The organism is Herbiconiux solani NBRC 106740, from assembly GCF_001571005.1.
In the GTDB taxonomy this organism is placed as follows: domain Bacteria; phylum Actinomycetota; class Actinomycetes; order Actinomycetales; family Microbacteriaceae; genus Herbiconiux; species Herbiconiux solani.
Window position 1 is genome coordinate 73,332 of sequence record NZ_BCST01000010.1, and the last position, 17,786, is coordinate 91,117.

Sequence of the window (17,786 nt, forward strand, 5' to 3'; positions counted from 1 at the left end):
CATCTCGTCCGGCCTAACCGGCCTTGGCGGTCGAGATGCGCAGGATGTCGCTTCCGGCACGGATCGGGTTGCCGGCGCCGGGGTTCGTCCCGGTGACCCGCGCCGAGCTGTCGCTCGGACCGTCCCACTGCACCTGGCTGAGCCCGATCCCGGAGGAGGAGAGCACACCCAGCGCCGCGTTCGGCGAGAGGCCCACGATGTTCGGGATCGTCCGGAGCTGACCGTTCGAGGTGTAGACCGTGATGCTCGAGCCCTTCGAGGCCGTGCCGCTCGGCGAGTAGCTCTCGACCGCGCCGGCCGCTGCCGCTCCGTCGATCGCTCCGCCGTCCTGGAAGTCGAAGCCGGCCGAGGTCAGCGCCGCCTTGGCCGCGTCGATGGTCATCCCACCGAGGTTGGGGATCGGGACCTGCACGCCGTTCAGCAGTTTGGTGTCGGCCGTCGGGAAGGCGCCACCGGGGAACTTGCCGTCGGCATCCGTCATGTACTGCTTCCACACCGCGTGCCGCACGTTTCCGCCGCTCACCCCGTCGATCGAGGTGTTACGGATGGAGACGGTGCCGACCACGTTGCCGACCCAGACCGCGGTCGCGAGCGTCGTCGACGCTCCGACGAACCAGGTGTCCTTCTCGGAGTCGGTGGTACCGGTCTTACCGATGTGCGGGATGCCGTCGTTCGGGTTCGACGCGGTGGCCGTACCCGAGTTGATCACGGTCGCCATGGCGTAGGCCATCGTGGCTGCGACGTTCGGGTCGACGGCCTGGGTGCAGGTGCTCTGGGGAACCGGCAGCTCGTTGCCCGAGGAGTCGAGGATCTTGTCGATCGCGATCGGGGTGCAGAACACGCCGCCGTTGGCGACGCCAGCGAAGGCGGCGGCCATGGTCAGCGGGGCGATCTCGTTCGTGCCGAGCACCGCGGAGGGCAGCTCGACGAGCGGGTTGTTGTCCGCCCGGTGCACGCCGAAGGCCTCGGCGGTCTTGCGGATCTCGCACTGGTCGAGCTTCTGTGCCATCCGGAGGTAGGCGAGGTTGACCGAGTCTCGGGTCGCGTTCAGCACCGAGACGTTGCCGGGGTTCGCCCCGCCGTCGTTCTTCACCGAGTAGGTACCGCCGTTGCCGCCGGTGCAGCTGTCCTTGAACTGGGCGAGATTCAGCGTGCCCGGACTGCCGTTCACGATGTCGTTCAGCGAGTGGCCGGTCTTCAGCCACTCCGCGAGGGTGAAGATCTTGTAGGTCGAACCGACCTGGAATCCCGTCGATCCGCCGTAGTCGAAGTCGGTGCTGTAGTTGATGGCCGAGGCGCCGGCGTTCGAGGCGGTCACCTCGGGATCGGCGCTGTAGTCCTTGTTCTGGACCATGGCGAGCACCTTGCCGGTGCCCGGCTGCACGGTGGTCAGCGAGGCGCCGAGGTCGAAGTCGTAGGTCTTCGGCACGTAGTTGTTGACCGCGCTCATCGCCGCGCCCTGCAGCTCGACGTCGAGGGTCGTGTAGATCTGGTAGCCGCCGGTCTTGAAGTTGTTCCAGCGGGTGTCCTCGTCGGCACCGAAGGCGGGGTCGTTCTTCACGATGTGCGTCACGTAGTCGCAGAAGAAGCCGGCCGCGATCGGGTTGGCCGTCTGGCAGCCGGTCGAGGGCTCGACGATGTTCGGCGTCACCGGGGTGGCGATCGCCTCGTCGTACTGCGCCTGCGTGATCTTGTGCTCTTTGAGCATCGACGGCAGGACGTCCTTGTCGCGACGCGCCTGGTTGTCGGCGATGTTCGTGCCCTGGTCGGCCGGGATGTCGATCCGGAGCCCGTTGGGTTCGTTAACCGTGGCCACGAGGCTCGCGGCCTGCGCGAGGGTGAGGTCGGAGGCGTTGACGCCGAAGTAGTACTGGGCGGCCGACTGGATGCCGTAGACCCGGCCGCCGAACGGAGCGATGTTGAGGTATCCGAGGAGGATGTCGTCCTTCGAGTACTCCTTCTCCAGACCGATCGCGAGCTTGATCTCCTTGAGCTTGCGATCGAGGGTGGTCTTCGTCGCCTCCTTGTAGGCGGCGTCGCGCTCGGCCTCGTCCTGGATGGCCTCGGCCTTCTGCACCTGGATGTTGCGCACGTACTGCATCGAGATCGTCGACGCACCGCTCGAACCGGTGTCGGCGGCGTTCTGCGCGGCCGCACGCAGGGTGGACGTGATGTCGACACCACCGTGGCTGTAGAAACGCGGATCCTCGGTCGCGATGACCGCGTCCTTCACGAACTGCGAGATGTCGTTCCAGCCGACCTCTTCGCGGTCCTGCTCGAAGACCGACGCGAGCAGCACGGGGCTGCCGTCGCTCTTCTTCGCGTAGATGTTGGTCTTCTCGGCGAGGGCGTCGGGCTTGATGTAGCTCGGCAGGTTCTCGAACATACCGATGGAGTTGTTCGCGGCAATGCCGGTGACAGCGAGTGCGGGCGTGACCATGGCTGTGACGAGGATGCCCGCGATTGCGCTCATACCCACGATGCCCAGAATGGCTCCGACCACACCGCTAGCCGTGGCTTTCGGGGCAGACATAGGATCAAGGGTAAGTGACAAACCTAGGAATAGCCGAGAGAAGGGCCGCCCGTGCCGAACTGGGAGTACGTGACGACACCGCTCATGATCCACAACACCACCGGAATCCTGAACACCTGGGGTTCTGAGGGGTGGGAGCTGGTGCAGATCGTGACCGGGCCCGAGGGTGGGCTCGTGGCGTACCTCAAGCGGCCGCTCGCGGCGTAGCCGGGGGCAGGGCGCTAGCGTAGGCGCATGTCCCAGATCTCTGCACGCCTGAGCGAGCTCGGCGTCACCGTCCCCACCGTCTCCGCACCCGCCGGGGCCTACGTGCCGGCCGTCGTCAGCGGGTCGCTCGTCTTCACCGCGGGGCAGCTGCCCTTCGTGGGCGGTGCCCTCTCCCGCACGGGCAAGGTCGGCGAGGGTGCCGACACGCTCGTGCCCCCGGCCGAGGCGAAGGAGTTCGCCCGCACCGCGGCCCTCAACGCGCTCGCGGCCGTGGAGAGCGCGATCGGCTCGCTCGACCGGGTGACCCGGATCGTCAAGGTGACCGGGTTCGTCGCGTCCGACCCGTCGTTCACCGGCCAGCCCGGCGTGATCAACGGGGCGTCGGAGTTCTTGATGGAGGTCTTCGGCGACGCCGGGGTGCACGCGCGGTCGGCGGTGGGCGTGGCGGTGCTGCCGCTCGACTCGCCGGTCGAGGTGGAGATCATCGCCGAGTTCCGCTGAGGCGCGGGGACCGGCGGCTCCCGCCGGCCCCACCGCCCCCGCCGGGTCAGCGCATCGTCTGGCTGATGATCGTCATCACCTGCGTGTCGGCCAGCGTCGTCGTGTCGCCGATCTCGCGGCCCTCCGCGACATCCCGCAGCAGGCGGCGCATGATCTTGCCCGAACGCGTCTTCGGCAGCTCGCTGACGATGAACACCTGGCGCGGGCGCGCGATGGCGCCGATCTGGGCGGCGACGTGAGCCCGCAGCACCGCTGCGGCGTCGTCGGCCCCCGCGGCATCCGCTTGGCTGGCCCTCGTGATGACGAAGGCGACGACCGCCTGGCCCGTCGTCTCGTCCGATGCGCCCACGACTGCCGCCTCGGCGACCATCGGATGCGACACCAGGCTCGACTCGATCTCGGCCGTCGACAGGCGGTGGCCTGAGACATTCATCACGTCGTCGACCCGGCCCAGCAGCCAGATGTCGCCGTCTTTGTCGAAGCGGGCGCCGTCGCCGGCGAAATAGGTCGTGGGCCCGAACTTCGACCAGTAGGTCTCGATGAAGCGCTCGGGGTCGCCCCAGATCCCGCGGAGCATGCTCGGCCACGGCTGCGTGATCACGAGCAGCCCGCCCTGGTCGGGCCCGGCCGAACGCAGGCGCTCGTCGACGACATCGACGGCGATGCCCGGGATCGCGACCTGGGCGGAGCCGGGCTTCAGCGTCGTCACCCCCGGGAGCGCACTGATCATGATCGCGCCCGTCTCGGTCTGCCACCAGGTGTCGACGATCGGGGTCGTGCCGGCCCCGATGACGTCGCGGTACCAGACCCACGCCTCGGGGTTGATCGGCTCGCCCACGCTGCCGAGGAGGCGGAGGCTCGACAGGTCGAACTCCTGCGGGATCTGCCGACCCAGCTTCATGAACGTGCGGATCGCCGTGGGCGCGGCGTACAGGATCGAGACCTTGTACTTCTCGACGATCTCCCACCAGCGCCCCGGATGCGGAGTGTCCGGCGTGCCCTCGTAGATGACCTCGGTCGCGCCGTTCGCGAGCGGCCCGTACACGACATAGGAGTGGCCGGTGATCCAGCCCACGTCTGCGGTCGACCAATAGACATCCTCCTCCGGCTTCAGGTCGAACACAGTCTTGTGCGTGAACGAGGCCTGGGTGAGGTAGCCGCCGGAACTGTGGAGGATTCCCTTCGGCTTCCCGGTTGTGCCGGAGGTGTAGAGGATGAAGAGCGGATTCTCGGCCGGGAACGGCTTGGCCTCGTGCTCGGCGTCGACCTGGGCGATCTCCTCGTCCCACCACAGGTCGCGGCCGTCGTGCCAGTCGACGTCGCCGCCGGTGCGCTTGACCACGAGCACGGTCGAGACGGTGCTCGTGCCGCCGTCCGCGTCCGGTTCCAGCGCCTTGTCGACGGCGGGCTTCAGCGGGAAGGACTTGCCCTTGCGGTAGCCGCCGTCGGCGGTGATCACGAGCTTGGCGCCCGCGTCATCCACCCGCGAACGGATGCTCTCGGCGCTGAAACCGCCGAAGATCACGGAGTGCACAGCGCCGAGGCGGGCCACGGCGAGCATCGCGATGACCGCCTCGGGGATCAGCGGGAGGTAGATCGCGACCCGGTCGCCCTGCTCGACCCCGAGCGCGGTGAGGAGGTTGGCCGCCTTCTTCACCTCCGCGGTGAGTTCGGCGTAGGTGAAGCTCTTCGAGTCTCCGGGCTCGCCCTCCCAGTGGATGGCGACCCGGTCGCCGTTGCCGGCGAGCACGTGCCGGTCGAGGCAGTTGTAGGCCACGTTCAGCTCGCCGTCGTCGAACCACTTCGCGAAGGGCGGGTTCGACCAGTCGAGGGCCGTCGTGAAGGGCTTGTGCCAGTGCAGGAGGTCGCGGGCCTGTCCGGCCCAGAACTCGGGGCCGCCCTCGGAGCGCGCCTTCTCGTAGAGCTCGGCCGTGGCCACGGCGTTCTGGCTGAAGTCGGCGGGGGGCGGGAACCGCCGGGCCTCGTGCAGCAGGTTGTCGATGTCGTCGGCTGTCATGCTCGTACTCGCTCCTTCGCGATCGCTCGGTACCCGACGATACTGCACCCTCGCGTCGGCCCGGGGGTGCCTTCGTTGCGCCGAGTTGCACAGTCTGGAAGATGCGCGGACCCCGGTTCAGCCGTAGATCACTGAGAATTCGCTGGGGTGGTTTGTGCCGATGTTACGAGCGGGTAAACTCGTTCTCACCGGACCTCGTGTTCGGATGCAACGCAATAGTGATTCCCCCCAATCCAGCGTTGCTGCGGCGGCACCCTTCCCCCCATTGGGTGCCGCCCCTTCTCTTTTAAGCGGCGTTGCGTCTGGTGGCGTGGCACTTTTATTGGCTGTTCGGCCATCTGGCTGTCCGGCCATCCGGCTGTTCGGCCATCCGGTCGTCGGGTTCTGCACCGGATGCTCGTGGCGGGCTCGTGTCCACAGATCGATGGTGCCCGTCCTGGTGGCGCGTCTTTCTTCGTACCGTTCTGCCATGCCTCCGGTACTCCTTCCGTCGCCCGCGCCGCCCGCCCTGCCCGACCCGCCGACACTCCGTGATCTCGCCCACCTCGAAGCCGTCTTCGGGCCGCTCGCCACTACTCTCGCCGATCCCGCCGTCACCGACGTGTTCGTCAACGGCCACCGCGAACTCTGGGTCGACCGCGGGGGAGGCGCTCGCCGCGAGACCCCGTGGACGTGCCCGAGCGAGGAGAGCCTGCGCGCCTTCGCGGTGCGCCTCGTCGCGCGCGGTGGTCGGCACGTCGACGAGGCGTCGCCCTGCACCGACGTGCGGGTGGAGGGGATGCGGGTGCACGTCGCGCTTCCCCCGATCGCGGTCGGCGGCACGCACCTCTCGGTGCGGGTGCCGCAGCGCGGCTTTCCCTCGCTCGACGACCTGGAACGGCGGGGGATGTTCGGGGCGGCGGGCGGGGGAGGATCGCCGGCCGAGCTTCCCGCGCTGACCGGGCTGTCCGGGCCGTCCGGGGTGTCGCGAGCTCGGCGGGCTCTGATCGACGAAGCCGTTGCGGCGCGCACCAACGTGCTGGTGACGGGTGCGGCGGGCAGCGGCAAGACGACGCTGCTCTCGGCGCTCCTCGCCTCCGCCGATCCGGCCGACCGGATCGTGGTGATCGAGGACGTGACCGAGCTGCGGATCGCCCATCCCCATGTGGTGGCGCTTGAGGCCCGTCAGCCCAACCTCGAGGGCGCCGGCGGGGTCGGGCTGGCCGAGCTGTTGCGCCAGGCGCTGCGGATGCGTCCGGATCGGCTGGTGCTCGGCGAGTGCCGTGGCGCCGAGATCCGTGAGCTGCTGTCGGCCCTCAACACCGGCCACGACGGTGGCGCCGGCACCTTGCACGCCAACACCCTCGACGACGTTCCGGCGCGGCTGGAGGCGCTCGGTGCGCTCGCCGGCCTCGACGGCGCGGCGATCGCACGGCAGGCGGTCAGTGCGATCGGCCTCGTCTGCCACCTCCGCCGCACGTCGACGGGTCGCGAGATCGAGTCCTTCGGCCGCCTGACCTTCGACTCCCGCGACCGCCTCGCCATCACCCCCCTGGCCGCGTGATGGGGCGTCGGGGTGAGGGGAGGCCGGCCAGCGAGGAGCTGGGCGCGGTGGTCGAGCGGCTGGCCGCGCTCGTGGGCGCGGGGGTCACGCCGGCGCGGGCGTGGGTGTACGTGGGGGAGGTGAGCGCCGATCCGGTCGTGCTCGCCGTGGCCGGACGTGTCGCGGACGGCGTTGGGCCGGCCGCAGCGATCGAGGCGGTGCTCGCCGTGAGCCGCCAGAGAGCCCGGCATGCTCCGGGTCGCCTGCCGACACCGATCGCGGAGTCGTGGCAGATGCTCGCCGCGGCCTGGTCGGTGGCGACGGAAGCGGGAGCCCCGCTCCGCGACTGCCTCGGCCGCATCGCCGAGTCGTTGTCGATGGCGGGAGCCGTCGAACGCCAGACCGCGGCCGCCCTCGCCGGGCCGACGGCGACTGCGCGACTGGTGCTCGCCCTCCCCGTGGTGGCGGTCGCCGGGGGATCGCTTCTCGGACTCGATACCATGCACATCCTCCTCCAGACACCGGCCGGGCTCTCGTGCCTCGCGGCGGGGCTCGGGCTCATGCTCCTCGGTCACCTGTGGAGTAGACGGCTGCTCCGCCGCGCGCGCTCGCTCCCGTCGTGCCCCGGGCTCGCGCTCGACCTCGTGGCCGTCGCGGCGACAGGAGGCGTCTCGCCGGCGCACGCGATCGCGCTGGTCGAGAAGGCGTATCGCCGCACGGGGCTCGTGATGCGGAATCTCGAGGAGGCGTATCGCCTCACGGGGCTCGTGACACGGGATCTCGAGGAGGCGCGGGAGGTCCTAGCCCTGGCCGAGCGGGCGGGTGCGCCGCCGGTCGAGCTGCTCCGGAGCGAGGCGACGCGCATCCGTCGCGACGCCGTCTCTTCGGCCCTCCGCCGCGCCTCGGCGCTCGAGGTCTGGCTGATGATCCCGCTCGGGGCGTGCGTGCTGCCCGCCTTCATCCTCCTCGCGATCGCGCCCGTCCTCCTGGGGATCCTCCCCACCGCCGTCCTCCCCGTAACCGCCCTGCCCCTGTAACCCCAAGACGATGCAGACCACCCGCCGCGGGGCATCCGTTCTCCGGCACCGATGAAAGGAAAGTCCTATGTCCCTCCTCTCCCTCCCTACGCGCCCAGCTCCCGGGGCGCGGCCCGGCCGGTCGGTTCGCGGCGGCGACCGGGCCCTGCGGCGGCCGGCCCCGTTCTGGCTCGCGGTCAGGGACGATACGGGCGCCGCCACCGCGGAGTATGCGATCGTGCTCCTGGCCGCGGTCGGGTTCGGCGGTCTGATGCTCGTCATCCTTCGGGGCGACGAGGTCAAAGGGATGCTCACCGACCTGGTGCACCGTGCGCTCACCGCGGCGATGTGATCCGCCTGGCCCGCATAGCTGGCAGGGCGACGAGGGGTCGGTGGCCGCCGAGTTCGCGATGGTGCTCCCCGCGGTGATGCTCGTGCTCGCGTTCGCCGCCGGCGCCGTGCAGGTCGGGGCAGCTCAGGTGCGTCTGACGGATGCCGCGGCCGACGCGGCTCGGCTGGTGGGGCGGGGCGAGTCCGAGAGCAGGGCGGCGAGCCGTCTGCAGGATGCCGTCGGGGGAGCGGCGCTCGCCGTCAGCCGCGACGGGCTCCTGGTCTGCGTCACGGCTACGGCATCCGTGACGCTGGGCCCGATGGCGGGCGCGATCGACCTCGGCGCTCGCGGCTGCGCCTACGACGACACCCTCCCTGCGACGCCATGAGCACGCTACGGCCCGATGACGTCATGAGCGCCCGCCGGCCCCGGCGGCTGAGGGCACTGGCGAGAGAAGATGGGGCCGGGTCCGTGCTCGCGCTGTTCCTCGTCGTCGCGCTCGGGATGCTCGTCGGAGCGGGTGCCGCGGCCGCGCAGGTCGTGGTCGCGCATCAACGGCTCCAGGGGGCCGCCGACTCCGCGGCGCTCGCCGCCGCCGATGTGGCGTCCGGCCGCCTGACCGGGGTGCCGTGCGAGGCGGCAGCCTCCGTCGCCGAGGCCCTCGACACCCGACTCGCCTCCTGCGCCGTCGACACGCAGACCACGGCCGCGGTGAGCGTCGAGGCCGAGACGCTCGGGTTCCGGCTCAGCGCGAGCGCCCGTGCCGGCCCCGCCGTCGCCCGAACGGCAGCCGCATCCCGACAAGCGCCCGGAGAACGGGGTTCAGCCGAGGACGGACTCGATGTAGTGGTAGTCGACCGCGCTCGGCCGGGCCGAGTCGGCGAACTCGAGGCCCGAGGCCCGCCGGTACAGATACTTCTTCGCGCTCGAGGACGCGGGGATGCTCAACCGGGCCTGGGGTTCGCCCTGGTCGGTGAAGTCGGTTCGGAGGGTCTTGCCCTCCAGGGGTCCGTCGGTGAACTTCGCGGTGTAACTGCCGTTGTCGACAGGCGTCATCGTGATCAGCTCCTCTCCATTGAAGACGTTCCAGATGCTCCGCTCCCATTGTGCCCTGCCGCCCCGGGAGCGCAATGGGAGGGGACTTCGGGCGTCTTCCGCCGATTTCGACCGATTAGCATTCACCCGGTCAGGGGTGTGTATGGTGTGCCTGAACGGTTCCACATATATAAGGAGAAAAGTTGGCCAGCCCGAGAAAGCTCGTCATCGTCGAGTCACCGACGAAGGTGAAGTCGATCGCCCAGTACCTCGGCGACGGCTTCGATGTGCTTGCCTCCGTGGGCCACATCCGCGATCTGGTCGAACCGAAGAACCTCCCCGCCGAGCTCAAGAAGGGATCCCTCGGCAAGTTCTCCGTCGACGTCGAGAACGGCTTCGAGCCCTACTACGTCGTCTCCGACGCCAAGAAGAAGACCGTCGCCGAACTCAAGAAGGCGCTCGCCGGCGCCGACGAACTCTACCTCGCCACTGATGAAGACCGCGAGGGCGAGGCCATCGCGTGGCACCTGCTGCAGGTGCTGAAGCCCAAGGTCCCCGTCAAGCGCATGGTCTTCCACGAGATCACCCGCGAGGCCATCGAGGCCGCCCGCGACAACACCCGGCAGATCGACGACGCCCTCGTCGACGCCCAGGAGACCCGCCGCATCCTCGACCGCCTCTACGGCTACGAGGTCAGCCCTGTGCTCTGGCGCAAGGTCGGCCCCGGCCTGTCCGCCGGCCGCGTGCAGTCCGCCGCGACCCGCCTGGTCGTCGACCGCGAGCGCGAGCGCCTCGCCTTCACGAGCGCCAATTACTGGGACCTGACGGCCCAGCTCGCCCCGGATGCCGCGCATCCCGATGTCGACAAGTTCGAAGCGCGCCTGGTGCGCCTGAACGGCGAGCGCGTCGCCAGCGGTCGCGACTACGACGAATCCGGCACGCTGAAGGGTAAGGCAGTCGCGCTCGGCGAGCCGGCCGCGACCGCGCTGAAGGCTGCTCTCGAGGCCGACGGCGTCGACATCCGCGTCACCGCGCTCGAGACGAAGCCCTACACCCGTCGCCCCGCCGCGCCGTTCACCACGTCGACGCTGCAGCAGGAGGCCGCCCGCAAGCTCCGCTTCTCGGCCCGCCAGACCATGAGCGTCGCGCAGTCGCTCTACGAGAACGGCTACATCACCTATATGCGAACCGACTCCCCGTCGCTCTCGCAGCAGGCGATCAACGCCGCGCGCAACCAGGCCACCAAGCTCTACGGCGCCGACACCATCCCCGACAAGCCGCGCCTGTACAGCGGCAAGGGCAAGAACGCGCAGGAGGCCCACGAGGCCGTCCGCCCGGCCGGCGAGGTCTTCAAGACCCCGTCCGAGCTGTCCGGCGTGCTGCGCGGAAACGACTTCCGCCTCTACGAGCTGATCTGGAAGCGCACCGTCGCATCCCAGATGGCCGACGCGAAGGGGTCGACGGCATCCGTCACCATCGCCGCCGGCCCGGTCACCGTCGACGAGCTCGGCGGCCCCACGACGGCCGAGTTCTCCGCATCCGGAACCGTCATCACCTTCCGCGGCTTCCTGCACGCCTATGAGGAGAGCCGTGACGAGGAGCGCAACGCTTCGGCCGAGCCCGCCGAGGCCAAGCTGCCCGTGCTGAAGGAGGGCCAAGCCCTCGCCGCCGTCGAGGTGGATGCGGCCGGTCACGACACCACCCCGCCGCCCCGCTACACCGAGGCGAGCCTGGTCAAGGCGCTGGACGAGCTCGGCATCGGCCGTCCGTCGACCTACGCCTCCATCATCTCGACCATCATCGACCGCGGGTACGTCACCCCGCGCGGCCAGGCGCTGGTCCCGAGCTGGACCGCCTTCTCGGTCGTGCGCCTGCTCGAGGACTTCTTCTCCGAACTCGTCGACTACGACTTCACTGCGGCGCTCGAGGCCGACCTCGACAAGATCGCCGACGGCGAGGAAGATCGCGTCGACTGGCTGAACGGCTTCTACTTCGGCAGCGAGGGCCACCCCGGCCTCCGCAACGTCATCGACAACATGGGGGAGATCGACGCCAAGGCGGTCAACTCCGTGGCCATCACCGACGACATCACGCTGCGCATCGGCAAGTACGGCCCCTACCTCGAGGTCGTCGACCCCTCGGGCGACCTGGAGGCGAGTCCGCGCCGGGTCAACCTGCCGCAGGATCTCGCTCCCGACGAGCTGACCCCCGAGAAGGCCCGCGAGCTCGTCGACGCCCCCGTCGTCACCGACCGTGTCATCGGCGTGAACCCCGACAACGGCAAGGAGATCGTGGCGAAGGACGGCCGGTTCGGCCCCTACGTCACCGAGCTCGACCCGGTGGTTCCCGAGGCCGAAGCGGATGCGGCGGGCTCGGCATCGGCCGGCAGCACCGCGACCGGCACGGCGACCGCGACCGCCACGAAGGCTCCCGCGAAGAAGGCCCCGGCCAAGAAGGCCGCCGCCGTCAAGCCGCGCACGGCCTCCCTCTTCAAGTCGATGGATCTCGCGACGATCGACCTCGACACCGCTCTGCGCCTGCTGAACCTGCCGCGCACGGTGGGGGAGGACCCGGAGTCCGGTGAGCCGATCACCGCCCAGGGCGGCAAGTTCGGGCCCTACCTCAAGAAGGGTACCGACACCCGTTCGCTCGAGAGCGAAGACCTGATCTTCGACATCGACCTCCCCGGAGCGCTCGAGCTCTTCGCGCAGCCGAAGTACGGCGCCCGCCGTGCCTCGTCGGCGCTCAAGGAGTTCGACGCCGACCCCGAGAGCGGCAAGCCGATCCGGGTGAAGGACGGCCGTTTCGGCCCGTACGTGACGGATGGCGTGACGAACGCCACCATCCCGCGCGGCGAGACCGTCGAGGAGGTCGACTTCGAGCGTGCCGTGCAGCTGCTCGCCGACAAGCGCGCCAAGGGGCCGGCGACGGGCAAGAAGCCCACGGCCAAGAAGCCCGCCGCGAAGAAGCCTGCCGCGAAGTCCACGGCGGCGAAGACGACGGCGGCCAAGAAGCCGGTGGCCAAGACGACCGCGGCGAAGACGACCGCGGCCAAGAAGCCGGCGACCCGGACGACTGCAGCCAAGACGACCGCGGCGAAGACCACGGCCGCCAAGACCACGGCCGCCAAGACCGCCGCACCGAAACCCGCTCCCGAGAAGTGACCGGCCTCTTCATCACCCTCGAGGGCGGTGACGGCGCGGGCAAGACCACGCAGGCCTCCGCGCTCGAGGCCTGGCTCATCGAGCAGGGCCGTGTCGTGGTGCGCACCCGCGAGCCCGGCGGTACCGAGTTCGGCGTCGAGGTGCGCGAGATCGTGCTGCACAGCCGCGGCGACATCAGCCCCCGGGCCGAGGCGCTGCTCTACGCCGCCGACCGTGCCCACCACATCGCGACGAAGGTGCGCCCGGCTCTCGAACGCGACGAGATCGTGGTGCAGGATCGCTATCTCGACTCCTCGGTCGCCTACCAGGGCGCCGGGCGGGTATTGGATGCGGGCGAGATCCGCGACCTCTCGCTCTGGGCGGCCGAGGGGCTGCTGCCGGACCTGACCGTGCTGCTCGACCTCGACGAGGACCGTGCCCGCGAGCGGCTGGACAGCGCCAACAAGCGGTTCGACCGTCTCGAAGCCGAGAAGAGCGACTTCCACCGGCGGGTGCGCGCGGCTTTCCTCGAGCTCGCAGCCGCCGAGCCCGGGCGCTTCCTGGTCGTCGACGCCTCGCTGCCCCCGGACGAGATCGCGGCCGTCATCCTGGAGCGCGTCGCCCCTCTGCTCTAGAGCGGGGCTCCTCCGGAGCGGGGCTCCTCCGGAGCGGGGCTCCTCCAGACCGGGGCTCCGAGGAAGCTGTCACGGCGGCCGGCTGTCAGGGGCGGACGATAGATTGATCTCATGAGCGTGTGGGACGACCTGACGGGGCAATCGGCCGCCATTGAGGTGTTCCGTGCCGCCGCCGAGAGCGCGGCGCACTCGGCGCCGATGTCGCACAGCCCCGCCTCAGACGCCGCCGTAGCACCCACGGCAGCGGCCGCGACGGGCGGCGCCCCGGCCGCTACCCGCGCCGGCACCCCCGCCGACTCCATGACCCACTCCTGGCTCGTCACGGGCCCCCCGGGCTCCGGCCGCTCCAACCTCGCCTACGCCTTCGCCTCCGCACTCCTGTGCCGCTTCGGCGGCTGCGGCGTCTGCAGCGACTGCAGCCAGGTGGCGGCCCGCACGCATCCCGATCTCGCGATCCTCGCCACCGAGCGCGTCATCATCTCGATCGACGAGGTGCGTCGCCTGGTCAGCGCCTCGCAGTTCTCGCCCTCGGTCTCCCGCTACCGCGTGGTCGTCATCGAAGACGCCGACCGGATGGTGGAGCGCACCTCGAACGTGCTGCTCAAGGCGCTCGAAGAGCCGCCCGAGCGCACGGTGTGGATTCTCTGCGCCCCGAGCGAGGCCGACCTGCTGCCGACCATCCGCTCCCGTGTGCGCTCGGTGCGCCTCCGCGTGCCGAGCACCGACGACGTCGCCGCCCTCCTCGTCAAGCGCGACGGGGTCGACCCCGACCTCGCGCTGCGCGCCGCTCGCGAGTCGCAGAGCCACATCGGCATGGCGCACCGGCTCGCCACCAACGACGAGGCCCGCGCCCGCCGTGAGGAGACGATCGACCTCGCGCTCTCCGTCTCCACCGTGGGCGACGCCGTCCGGGGGGCCGCGCGCCTGCTCGAGATCGCCGGCGCCGACGCCCAGGCCATCACCGAGGAGCGCGACGCCGAGGAGCGCGCCGCCGCTCTCCGCTCGCTCGGGGTGGAGCCCGGCCAGGCCGTCCCCCTGGCCCTCCGCGGCCAGATGAAGAGCCTGGAGGAGGATCAGAAGCGCCGGGCGACCCGCAGTCTCCGCGACGGCATCGACCGCATCCTGACCGATCTGCTCTCGCTCTTCCGGGACATCCTGATCGTGCAGCTCGGCTCCCAGGTCGAGCTCGTCAACGAGTCGATCTCGCCCCGCGTGAGGGAGGTCGCGAGCAGTAACGATTCGTCATCGACCCTCGCGGCGATGGACGCGATCGCGGTCGCGCGCCGGAGGATAGCGGCTAACGTGGCCCCCGCCCTCGCACTCGAAGCCATGCTCGTCACGGTCGCCGAGGCGGCCCGATCCGCATCACGAAAGGTTCCTCAGTGACCCGTCCCACCCCGAGTCGCCGCTCCCGGCTGGCCGGAGCCGCTGCCGCGATCGTCGCGGCGACACTCCTGCTCTCCGGCTGCACCACCTGGTTCGTCGGCAATCAGGGCGCTCCGGGAGCCAGCTCGGCCCCGGCCGCCACGTCGACCCCGCTCGCCGAAGACGTGCCGGCCGCGCTCAAGCCGTTCTACGGCCAGTCGCTCGTCTGGTCCTCCTGCGGCGGCGGCTTCCAGTGCGCCGAGGCGACCGCGCCGCTGGACTGGGCGAACCCCTCGGGCGACACCGTGAAGCTCGCGATGATCAAGAAGCCCTCCTCGGGCGCCGGCGAGAAGCTCGGCACGCTGTTCGTGAACCCCGGCGGCCCGGGTGGCTCGGCCTACGACTTCGTGCAGCAATCGGCCGACTACGCCGCGCATCCGTCGCTCCAGGCCTCCTACGACGTCATCGGTTACGACCCCCGCGGCACCGGCCACTCCGACGCCGTGCACTGCCTCACCGACTCCGAGCGCGACGCGTTCCTCTACGACGTCACCCCCGGGGTCCGCGGCTCGGCCGAGTGGATGGCGGCGTACCAGGCGGCCTGGAAGGACTTCGCAGACAAGTGCGCCGCGAACACCGGCCCGCTGCTGCAGTTCATCGACACCGACAGCACCACCCGCGACCTCGACATGCTCCGGGCGCTGGTGGGCGACCCGAAGCTCAACTACCTCGGTTACTCCTACGGCACGCTGCTCGGTGCCGAGTACGCCGGCAACTTCCCCGACAAGGTCGGCCGGATGGTCCTCGACGGCGCCGAGGACCCCTCGGTCAACGGCTTCGGCATCACGATCGCCCAGGCCGCGGGCTTCGAGACGGCGCTGAAGAACTACCTCGCCGACTGCGCGACCCGCTCCGACTGCTGGTTCGACGGCTCGGCCGACGAGGCCCTCACCCGCATCCAGGCACTCCTCGCCAAGGTCGAGGCAAGCCCGGTCCGCTCGAGCGACGGCCGCCAGCTCGGCGCCGCCAACCTGCTCACCGCGGTCTTCTACCCCCTCTACAACAAGGGCAACTGGCCCTACCTCGACGACCTGTTCACCTCGGTCGAGCAGGGTCAGGCCGACTACGCCTTCCAGCTGGCGGATGCGTACAACAGCCGCAACCCGGACGGCACGTACGCCGACAACCTGATCGAGTCGTTCAATGCGATCTCCTGCGCCGACTTCCCGGCGTCGACCGATCCGGCCGTCATCGCCCAGCAGAACACCGACCTGATCGCCGCCTCGCCGACGGTCGGGCCCTACTGGACCTACAGCGACGTGCCCTGCTCGCAATGGGTCTACCCGAGCACCCGCGTCCCCGCGGCGGTGACCGCGGCCGGCTCCGAACCGATCATCGTGGTCGGCACGACCGGCGACCCGGCCACTCCGTACAAGTGGGCGCAGGCACTGGCCGGCCAGCTGCAGAACGGTCACCTGGTGACGTTCCAGGGCGACGGCCACACGGCCTACAACTCGTCCGACTGCGTCGACGCCGCGGTGGACGCCTACTTCCTGCAGGGCACCGTCCCGGCCTCCGACCCGAACTGCACGAGCTGAGGATGACCGCGGCCGCCCTCACCCACGACGACTCGCTCGGCCTCCGGGAGCGCAAGCGGCGCGCGACCCGGCGTCGCATCCAGCTCGCGGTGCTGCACCTGGTCGACCGGCGGGGCCTGGACCAGGTGACGATCGACGACATCAGCCGTGAGGCGGACGTCTCGCCGCGCACCTTCTTCAACTACTTCCCGACCAAGGAGGACTCGCTCGCCGGGGATCCGCCCTTCGTCCTCACCGACGAGGTGGCGGCGGCGTTCGAGCACGCCGGCCCGCACGGGGATCCACTGGAAGACGTGCTCGCCATCATGGGTGACCAGGCCAGCGAGGAGGGGGCGGTCGATCCCGAGCTCCACCAGCTCCGGCGGCGCGTGATGGTCGCGTACCCGCAGATCTTCGCGCTCCGGATGGACCGGCTCCGCGAGTCCGAGGCGGTCATCGCCGCGGCGGTCGAGCGTCGGCTGGCCGCCGACGCGCGGGACACGGGCGAGGAGTACGACCCGGTCGAGGGGGCCGAGCGCGCCCGCCTCACCAGCCTGCTCGCGCTGACCCTCGCTCGGAGCGCCTGGCTGAGTTCGACCGAGCATCCCGAGCTCGGCTCGCTGCCCGAGGTGCTCGCCCGGTCGTACGGGCGGCTCCGCGAACTGCTCGGAGTCACCCGCTCCGAGGTGTGAACGAGTGCTCCGCAGATCGGCTATGCTTTGTTGCTGTGCCGAGCGCTGAGCGCCGGCCAGGCCGCCTTAGCTCAGTCGGCAGAGCGATTCACTCGTAATGAATAGGTCCCGGGTTCGATTCCCGGAGGCGGCCCGCTTCGTCCCCCACACCCGCGAGGGTTGGGGGACTTCGGCTTTCACCAGCGCGGTCGACGACGGCGCGGTCAACGACAAGGAGACGACGATGTCCGACACCATCCGCTGGGGGATCCTCGGCACCGGCTGGATCGCCGAGATGTTCGTGACCGACCTGAAGGCCGTGGGCCTCACGGTCGCCGCCGTCGGCTCGCGCACGCAGAAGTCGGCCGATGCCTTCGCAGCGCGCTTCGACATCCCTCGCGCGCACGGGAGCTACGAGGCCCTGGCCGCGGACCCCGAGGTCGACGTGATCTACGTGGCCACCCCGCATCCGATGCACGCCGAGAACGCGCTGCTCGCGATCGCGAACGGCAAGCACGTCCTGGTCGAGAAGGCGTTCACGCTGAACGCGGCCGAGGCCGCCCGGGTCGCCGAGGCGGCGGCGGATGCGGGGGTCGCCGTCATGGAGGCGATGTGGACCCGGTTCCTGCCGCACATGGTCCGCATCCGCGAGATCATCGCCGAGGGCACCCTGGGCGACGTGCGAACCGTGATCGCCGAGCACGACCAGAAGCTGCCGAGCGACCCGGCCCACCGCATCAACAACCCCGAGCTCGGGGGCGGCGGCCTGCTCGACCTCGCCATCTACCCCGTGTCGTTCGCGATCGACATCCTGGGCATCCCGACCCGAGTGCTCGCCTCGGCGACCATGTCGGACACGGGTGTCGACCGTCAGACCGCGCTCATCTTCGAGCACGAGGGCGGCCGGCAGTCGATGTCGCACAGCGCGATCGACGCCGCCGGCCCCGTCGCCGGCGCGATCATCGGCACCGAGGCGCGCATCGAGATCGAGCCCTGGTGGTACAACCCCACCTCGTTCCGGGTCGTGACTCCGGACGGCGAGGTGCTCGAGCATTTCGAGCACCCGGTCGTGTCGCGGGGCATGCAGTACCAGGCGATCGAGCTGGAGCGCGTCATCACCGCGGGCGAGACCGAGAGCCCGCTGCTGCCGGTCTCCGAGTCGGTGGCGATCATGCGCGTGCTCGACGAGGTGCGGGAGCAGATCGGGCTCCGCTACCCGGGCGAGTAGCCCGG

The 17,786-nt window shown here is 70.2% G+C and carries 16 protein-coding genes, 1 tRNA gene and 1 pseudogene; 14 read left to right on the forward strand and 4 right to left on the reverse strand.

What is annotated here, in order from left to right:
* Positions 1-13 precede the first annotated feature (13 nt).
* Entirely contained in the window at positions 14-2,473 is a 2,460-nt protein-coding gene (locus HSO01S_RS16650) for a transglycosylase domain-containing protein (RefSeq protein ID WP_157079129.1), read from the reverse strand.
* Positions 2,474-2,584: 111 nt separating this feature from the next.
* Between HSO01S_RS16650 and sp36 the strand changes: the two genes are divergently transcribed.
* Both sp36 and HSO01S_RS16655 read left to right on the forward strand, forming a co-directional pair.
* Positions 2,585-2,740, forward strand: a complete 156-nt coding sequence (gene sp36 / locus HSO01S_RS18875; protein WP_157079130.1) for a Sp36 family protein — start codon at positions 2,585-2,587, stop codon at positions 2,738-2,740.
* A gap of 27 nt (positions 2,741-2,767) precedes the next feature.
* A complete protein-coding gene (locus HSO01S_RS16655; protein WP_066043439.1) occupies positions 2,768-3,241 on the forward strand; it encodes a RidA family protein in 474 nt (157 codons plus the stop codon).
* 46 nt (positions 3,242-3,287) lie between these two features.
* Here the strand turns inward: HSO01S_RS16655 and acs are convergent, their stop codons facing one another.
* Positions 3,288-5,258 carry an acetate--CoA ligase gene (gene acs, locus HSO01S_RS16660; RefSeq protein ID WP_066043440.1) on the reverse strand — a complete coding sequence of 657 codons (1,971 nt, stop codon included), beginning with the start codon at positions 5,256-5,258 and terminating at the stop codon, positions 3,288-3,290.
* Positions 5,259-5,727: 469 nt separating this feature from the next.
* Here acs and HSO01S_RS16665 point away from each other — a divergent pair, with 469 nt between their 5' ends.
* From HSO01S_RS16665 to HSO01S_RS16680, 4 genes are all read left to right on the forward strand, one after another.
* Positions 5,728-6,801: a TadA family conjugal transfer-associated ATPase gene (locus HSO01S_RS16665; RefSeq protein WP_084361782.1), complete on the forward strand. Its 1,074-nt coding sequence runs from the start codon at positions 5,728-5,730 to the stop codon at positions 6,799-6,801.
* Between the two features lie 47 nt (positions 6,802-6,848).
* Positions 6,849-7,817 carry a type II secretion system F family protein gene (locus HSO01S_RS16670; protein ID WP_066043441.1) on the forward strand — a complete coding sequence of 323 codons (969 nt, stop codon included), beginning with the start codon at positions 6,849-6,851 and terminating at the stop codon, positions 7,815-7,817.
* Positions 7,818-7,884: 67 nt separating this feature from the next.
* A complete protein-coding gene (locus tag HSO01S_RS16675; protein WP_084361784.1) occupies positions 7,885-8,148 on the forward strand; it encodes a DUF4244 domain-containing protein in 264 nt (87 codons plus the stop codon).
* A gap of 40 nt (positions 8,149-8,188) precedes the next feature.
* Positions 8,189-8,515: a TadE family type IV pilus minor pilin gene (locus HSO01S_RS16680; protein WP_245636041.1), complete on the forward strand. Its 327-nt coding sequence runs from the start codon at positions 8,189-8,191 to the stop codon at positions 8,513-8,515.
* 5 nt (positions 8,516-8,520) lie between these two features.
* Here HSO01S_RS16680 and HSO01S_RS19550 read toward each other — a convergent pair whose 3' ends face one another.
* Positions 8,521-8,679, reverse strand: coding sequence for a hypothetical protein (locus HSO01S_RS19550; RefSeq protein ID WP_245636042.1), 159 nt, complete (start codon positions 8,677-8,679; stop codon positions 8,521-8,523).
* On the opposite strand from HSO01S_RS19550, the pseudogene HSO01S_RS19555 reads away from it, so the two are divergent.
* Positions 8,632-8,838: pseudogene (locus HSO01S_RS19555) on the forward strand (pilus assembly protein TadG-related protein); the annotation flags it as partial. The gene HSO01S_RS19550 and the pseudogene HSO01S_RS19555 overlap by 48 nt on opposite strands.
* A gap of 111 nt (positions 8,839-8,949) precedes the next feature.
* On the opposite strand, the gene HSO01S_RS16685 reads toward HSO01S_RS19555, so the two are convergent.
* The gene (locus tag HSO01S_RS16685; protein WP_066043443.1) at positions 8,950-9,183 is read right to left on the reverse strand and encodes a hypothetical protein; all 234 of its coding nucleotides are present in this window, start codon (positions 9,181-9,183) and stop codon (positions 8,950-8,952) included.
* 182 nt (positions 9,184-9,365) lie between these two features.
* Here HSO01S_RS16685 and topA point away from each other — a divergent pair, with 182 nt between their 5' ends.
* From topA to HSO01S_RS16720, 7 genes are all read left to right on the forward strand, one after another.
* The gene (gene topA / locus HSO01S_RS16690; RefSeq protein WP_066043444.1) at positions 9,366-12,326 is read left to right on the forward strand and encodes a type I DNA topoisomerase; all 2,961 of its coding nucleotides are present in this window, start codon (positions 9,366-9,368) and stop codon (positions 12,324-12,326) included.
* Positions 12,323-12,940 carry a dTMP kinase gene (gene tmk / locus HSO01S_RS16695; protein ID WP_066043445.1) on the forward strand — a complete coding sequence of 206 codons (618 nt, stop codon included), beginning with the start codon at positions 12,323-12,325 and terminating at the stop codon, positions 12,938-12,940. The genes topA and tmk overlap by 4 nt, the downstream gene beginning before the upstream one ends.
* Positions 12,941-13,051: 111 nt before the next feature.
* Entirely contained in the window at positions 13,052-14,326 is a 1,275-nt protein-coding gene (locus HSO01S_RS16700; protein ID WP_066043446.1) for a DNA polymerase III subunit delta', read from the forward strand.
* A complete protein-coding gene (locus HSO01S_RS16705) occupies positions 14,323-15,903 on the forward strand; it encodes an alpha/beta hydrolase (RefSeq protein ID WP_245636043.1) in 1,581 nt (526 codons plus the stop codon). The genes HSO01S_RS16700 and HSO01S_RS16705 overlap by 4 nt, the downstream gene beginning before the upstream one ends.
* Before the next feature lie 2 nt (positions 15,904-15,905).
* Positions 15,906-16,574, forward strand: a complete 669-nt coding sequence (locus tag HSO01S_RS16710) for a TetR family transcriptional regulator (RefSeq protein ID WP_066043448.1) — start codon at positions 15,906-15,908, stop codon at positions 16,572-16,574.
* Between the two features lie 60 nt (positions 16,575-16,634).
* Positions 16,635-16,707: transfer RNA gene (locus tag HSO01S_RS16715), tRNA-Thr, on the forward strand.
* A 90-nt stretch (positions 16,708-16,797) separates the two neighbouring features.
* Entirely contained in the window at positions 16,798-17,781 is a 984-nt protein-coding gene (locus HSO01S_RS16720; protein ID WP_066043449.1) for a Gfo/Idh/MocA family protein, read from the forward strand.
* Positions 17,782-17,786: the final 5 nt, after the last annotated feature.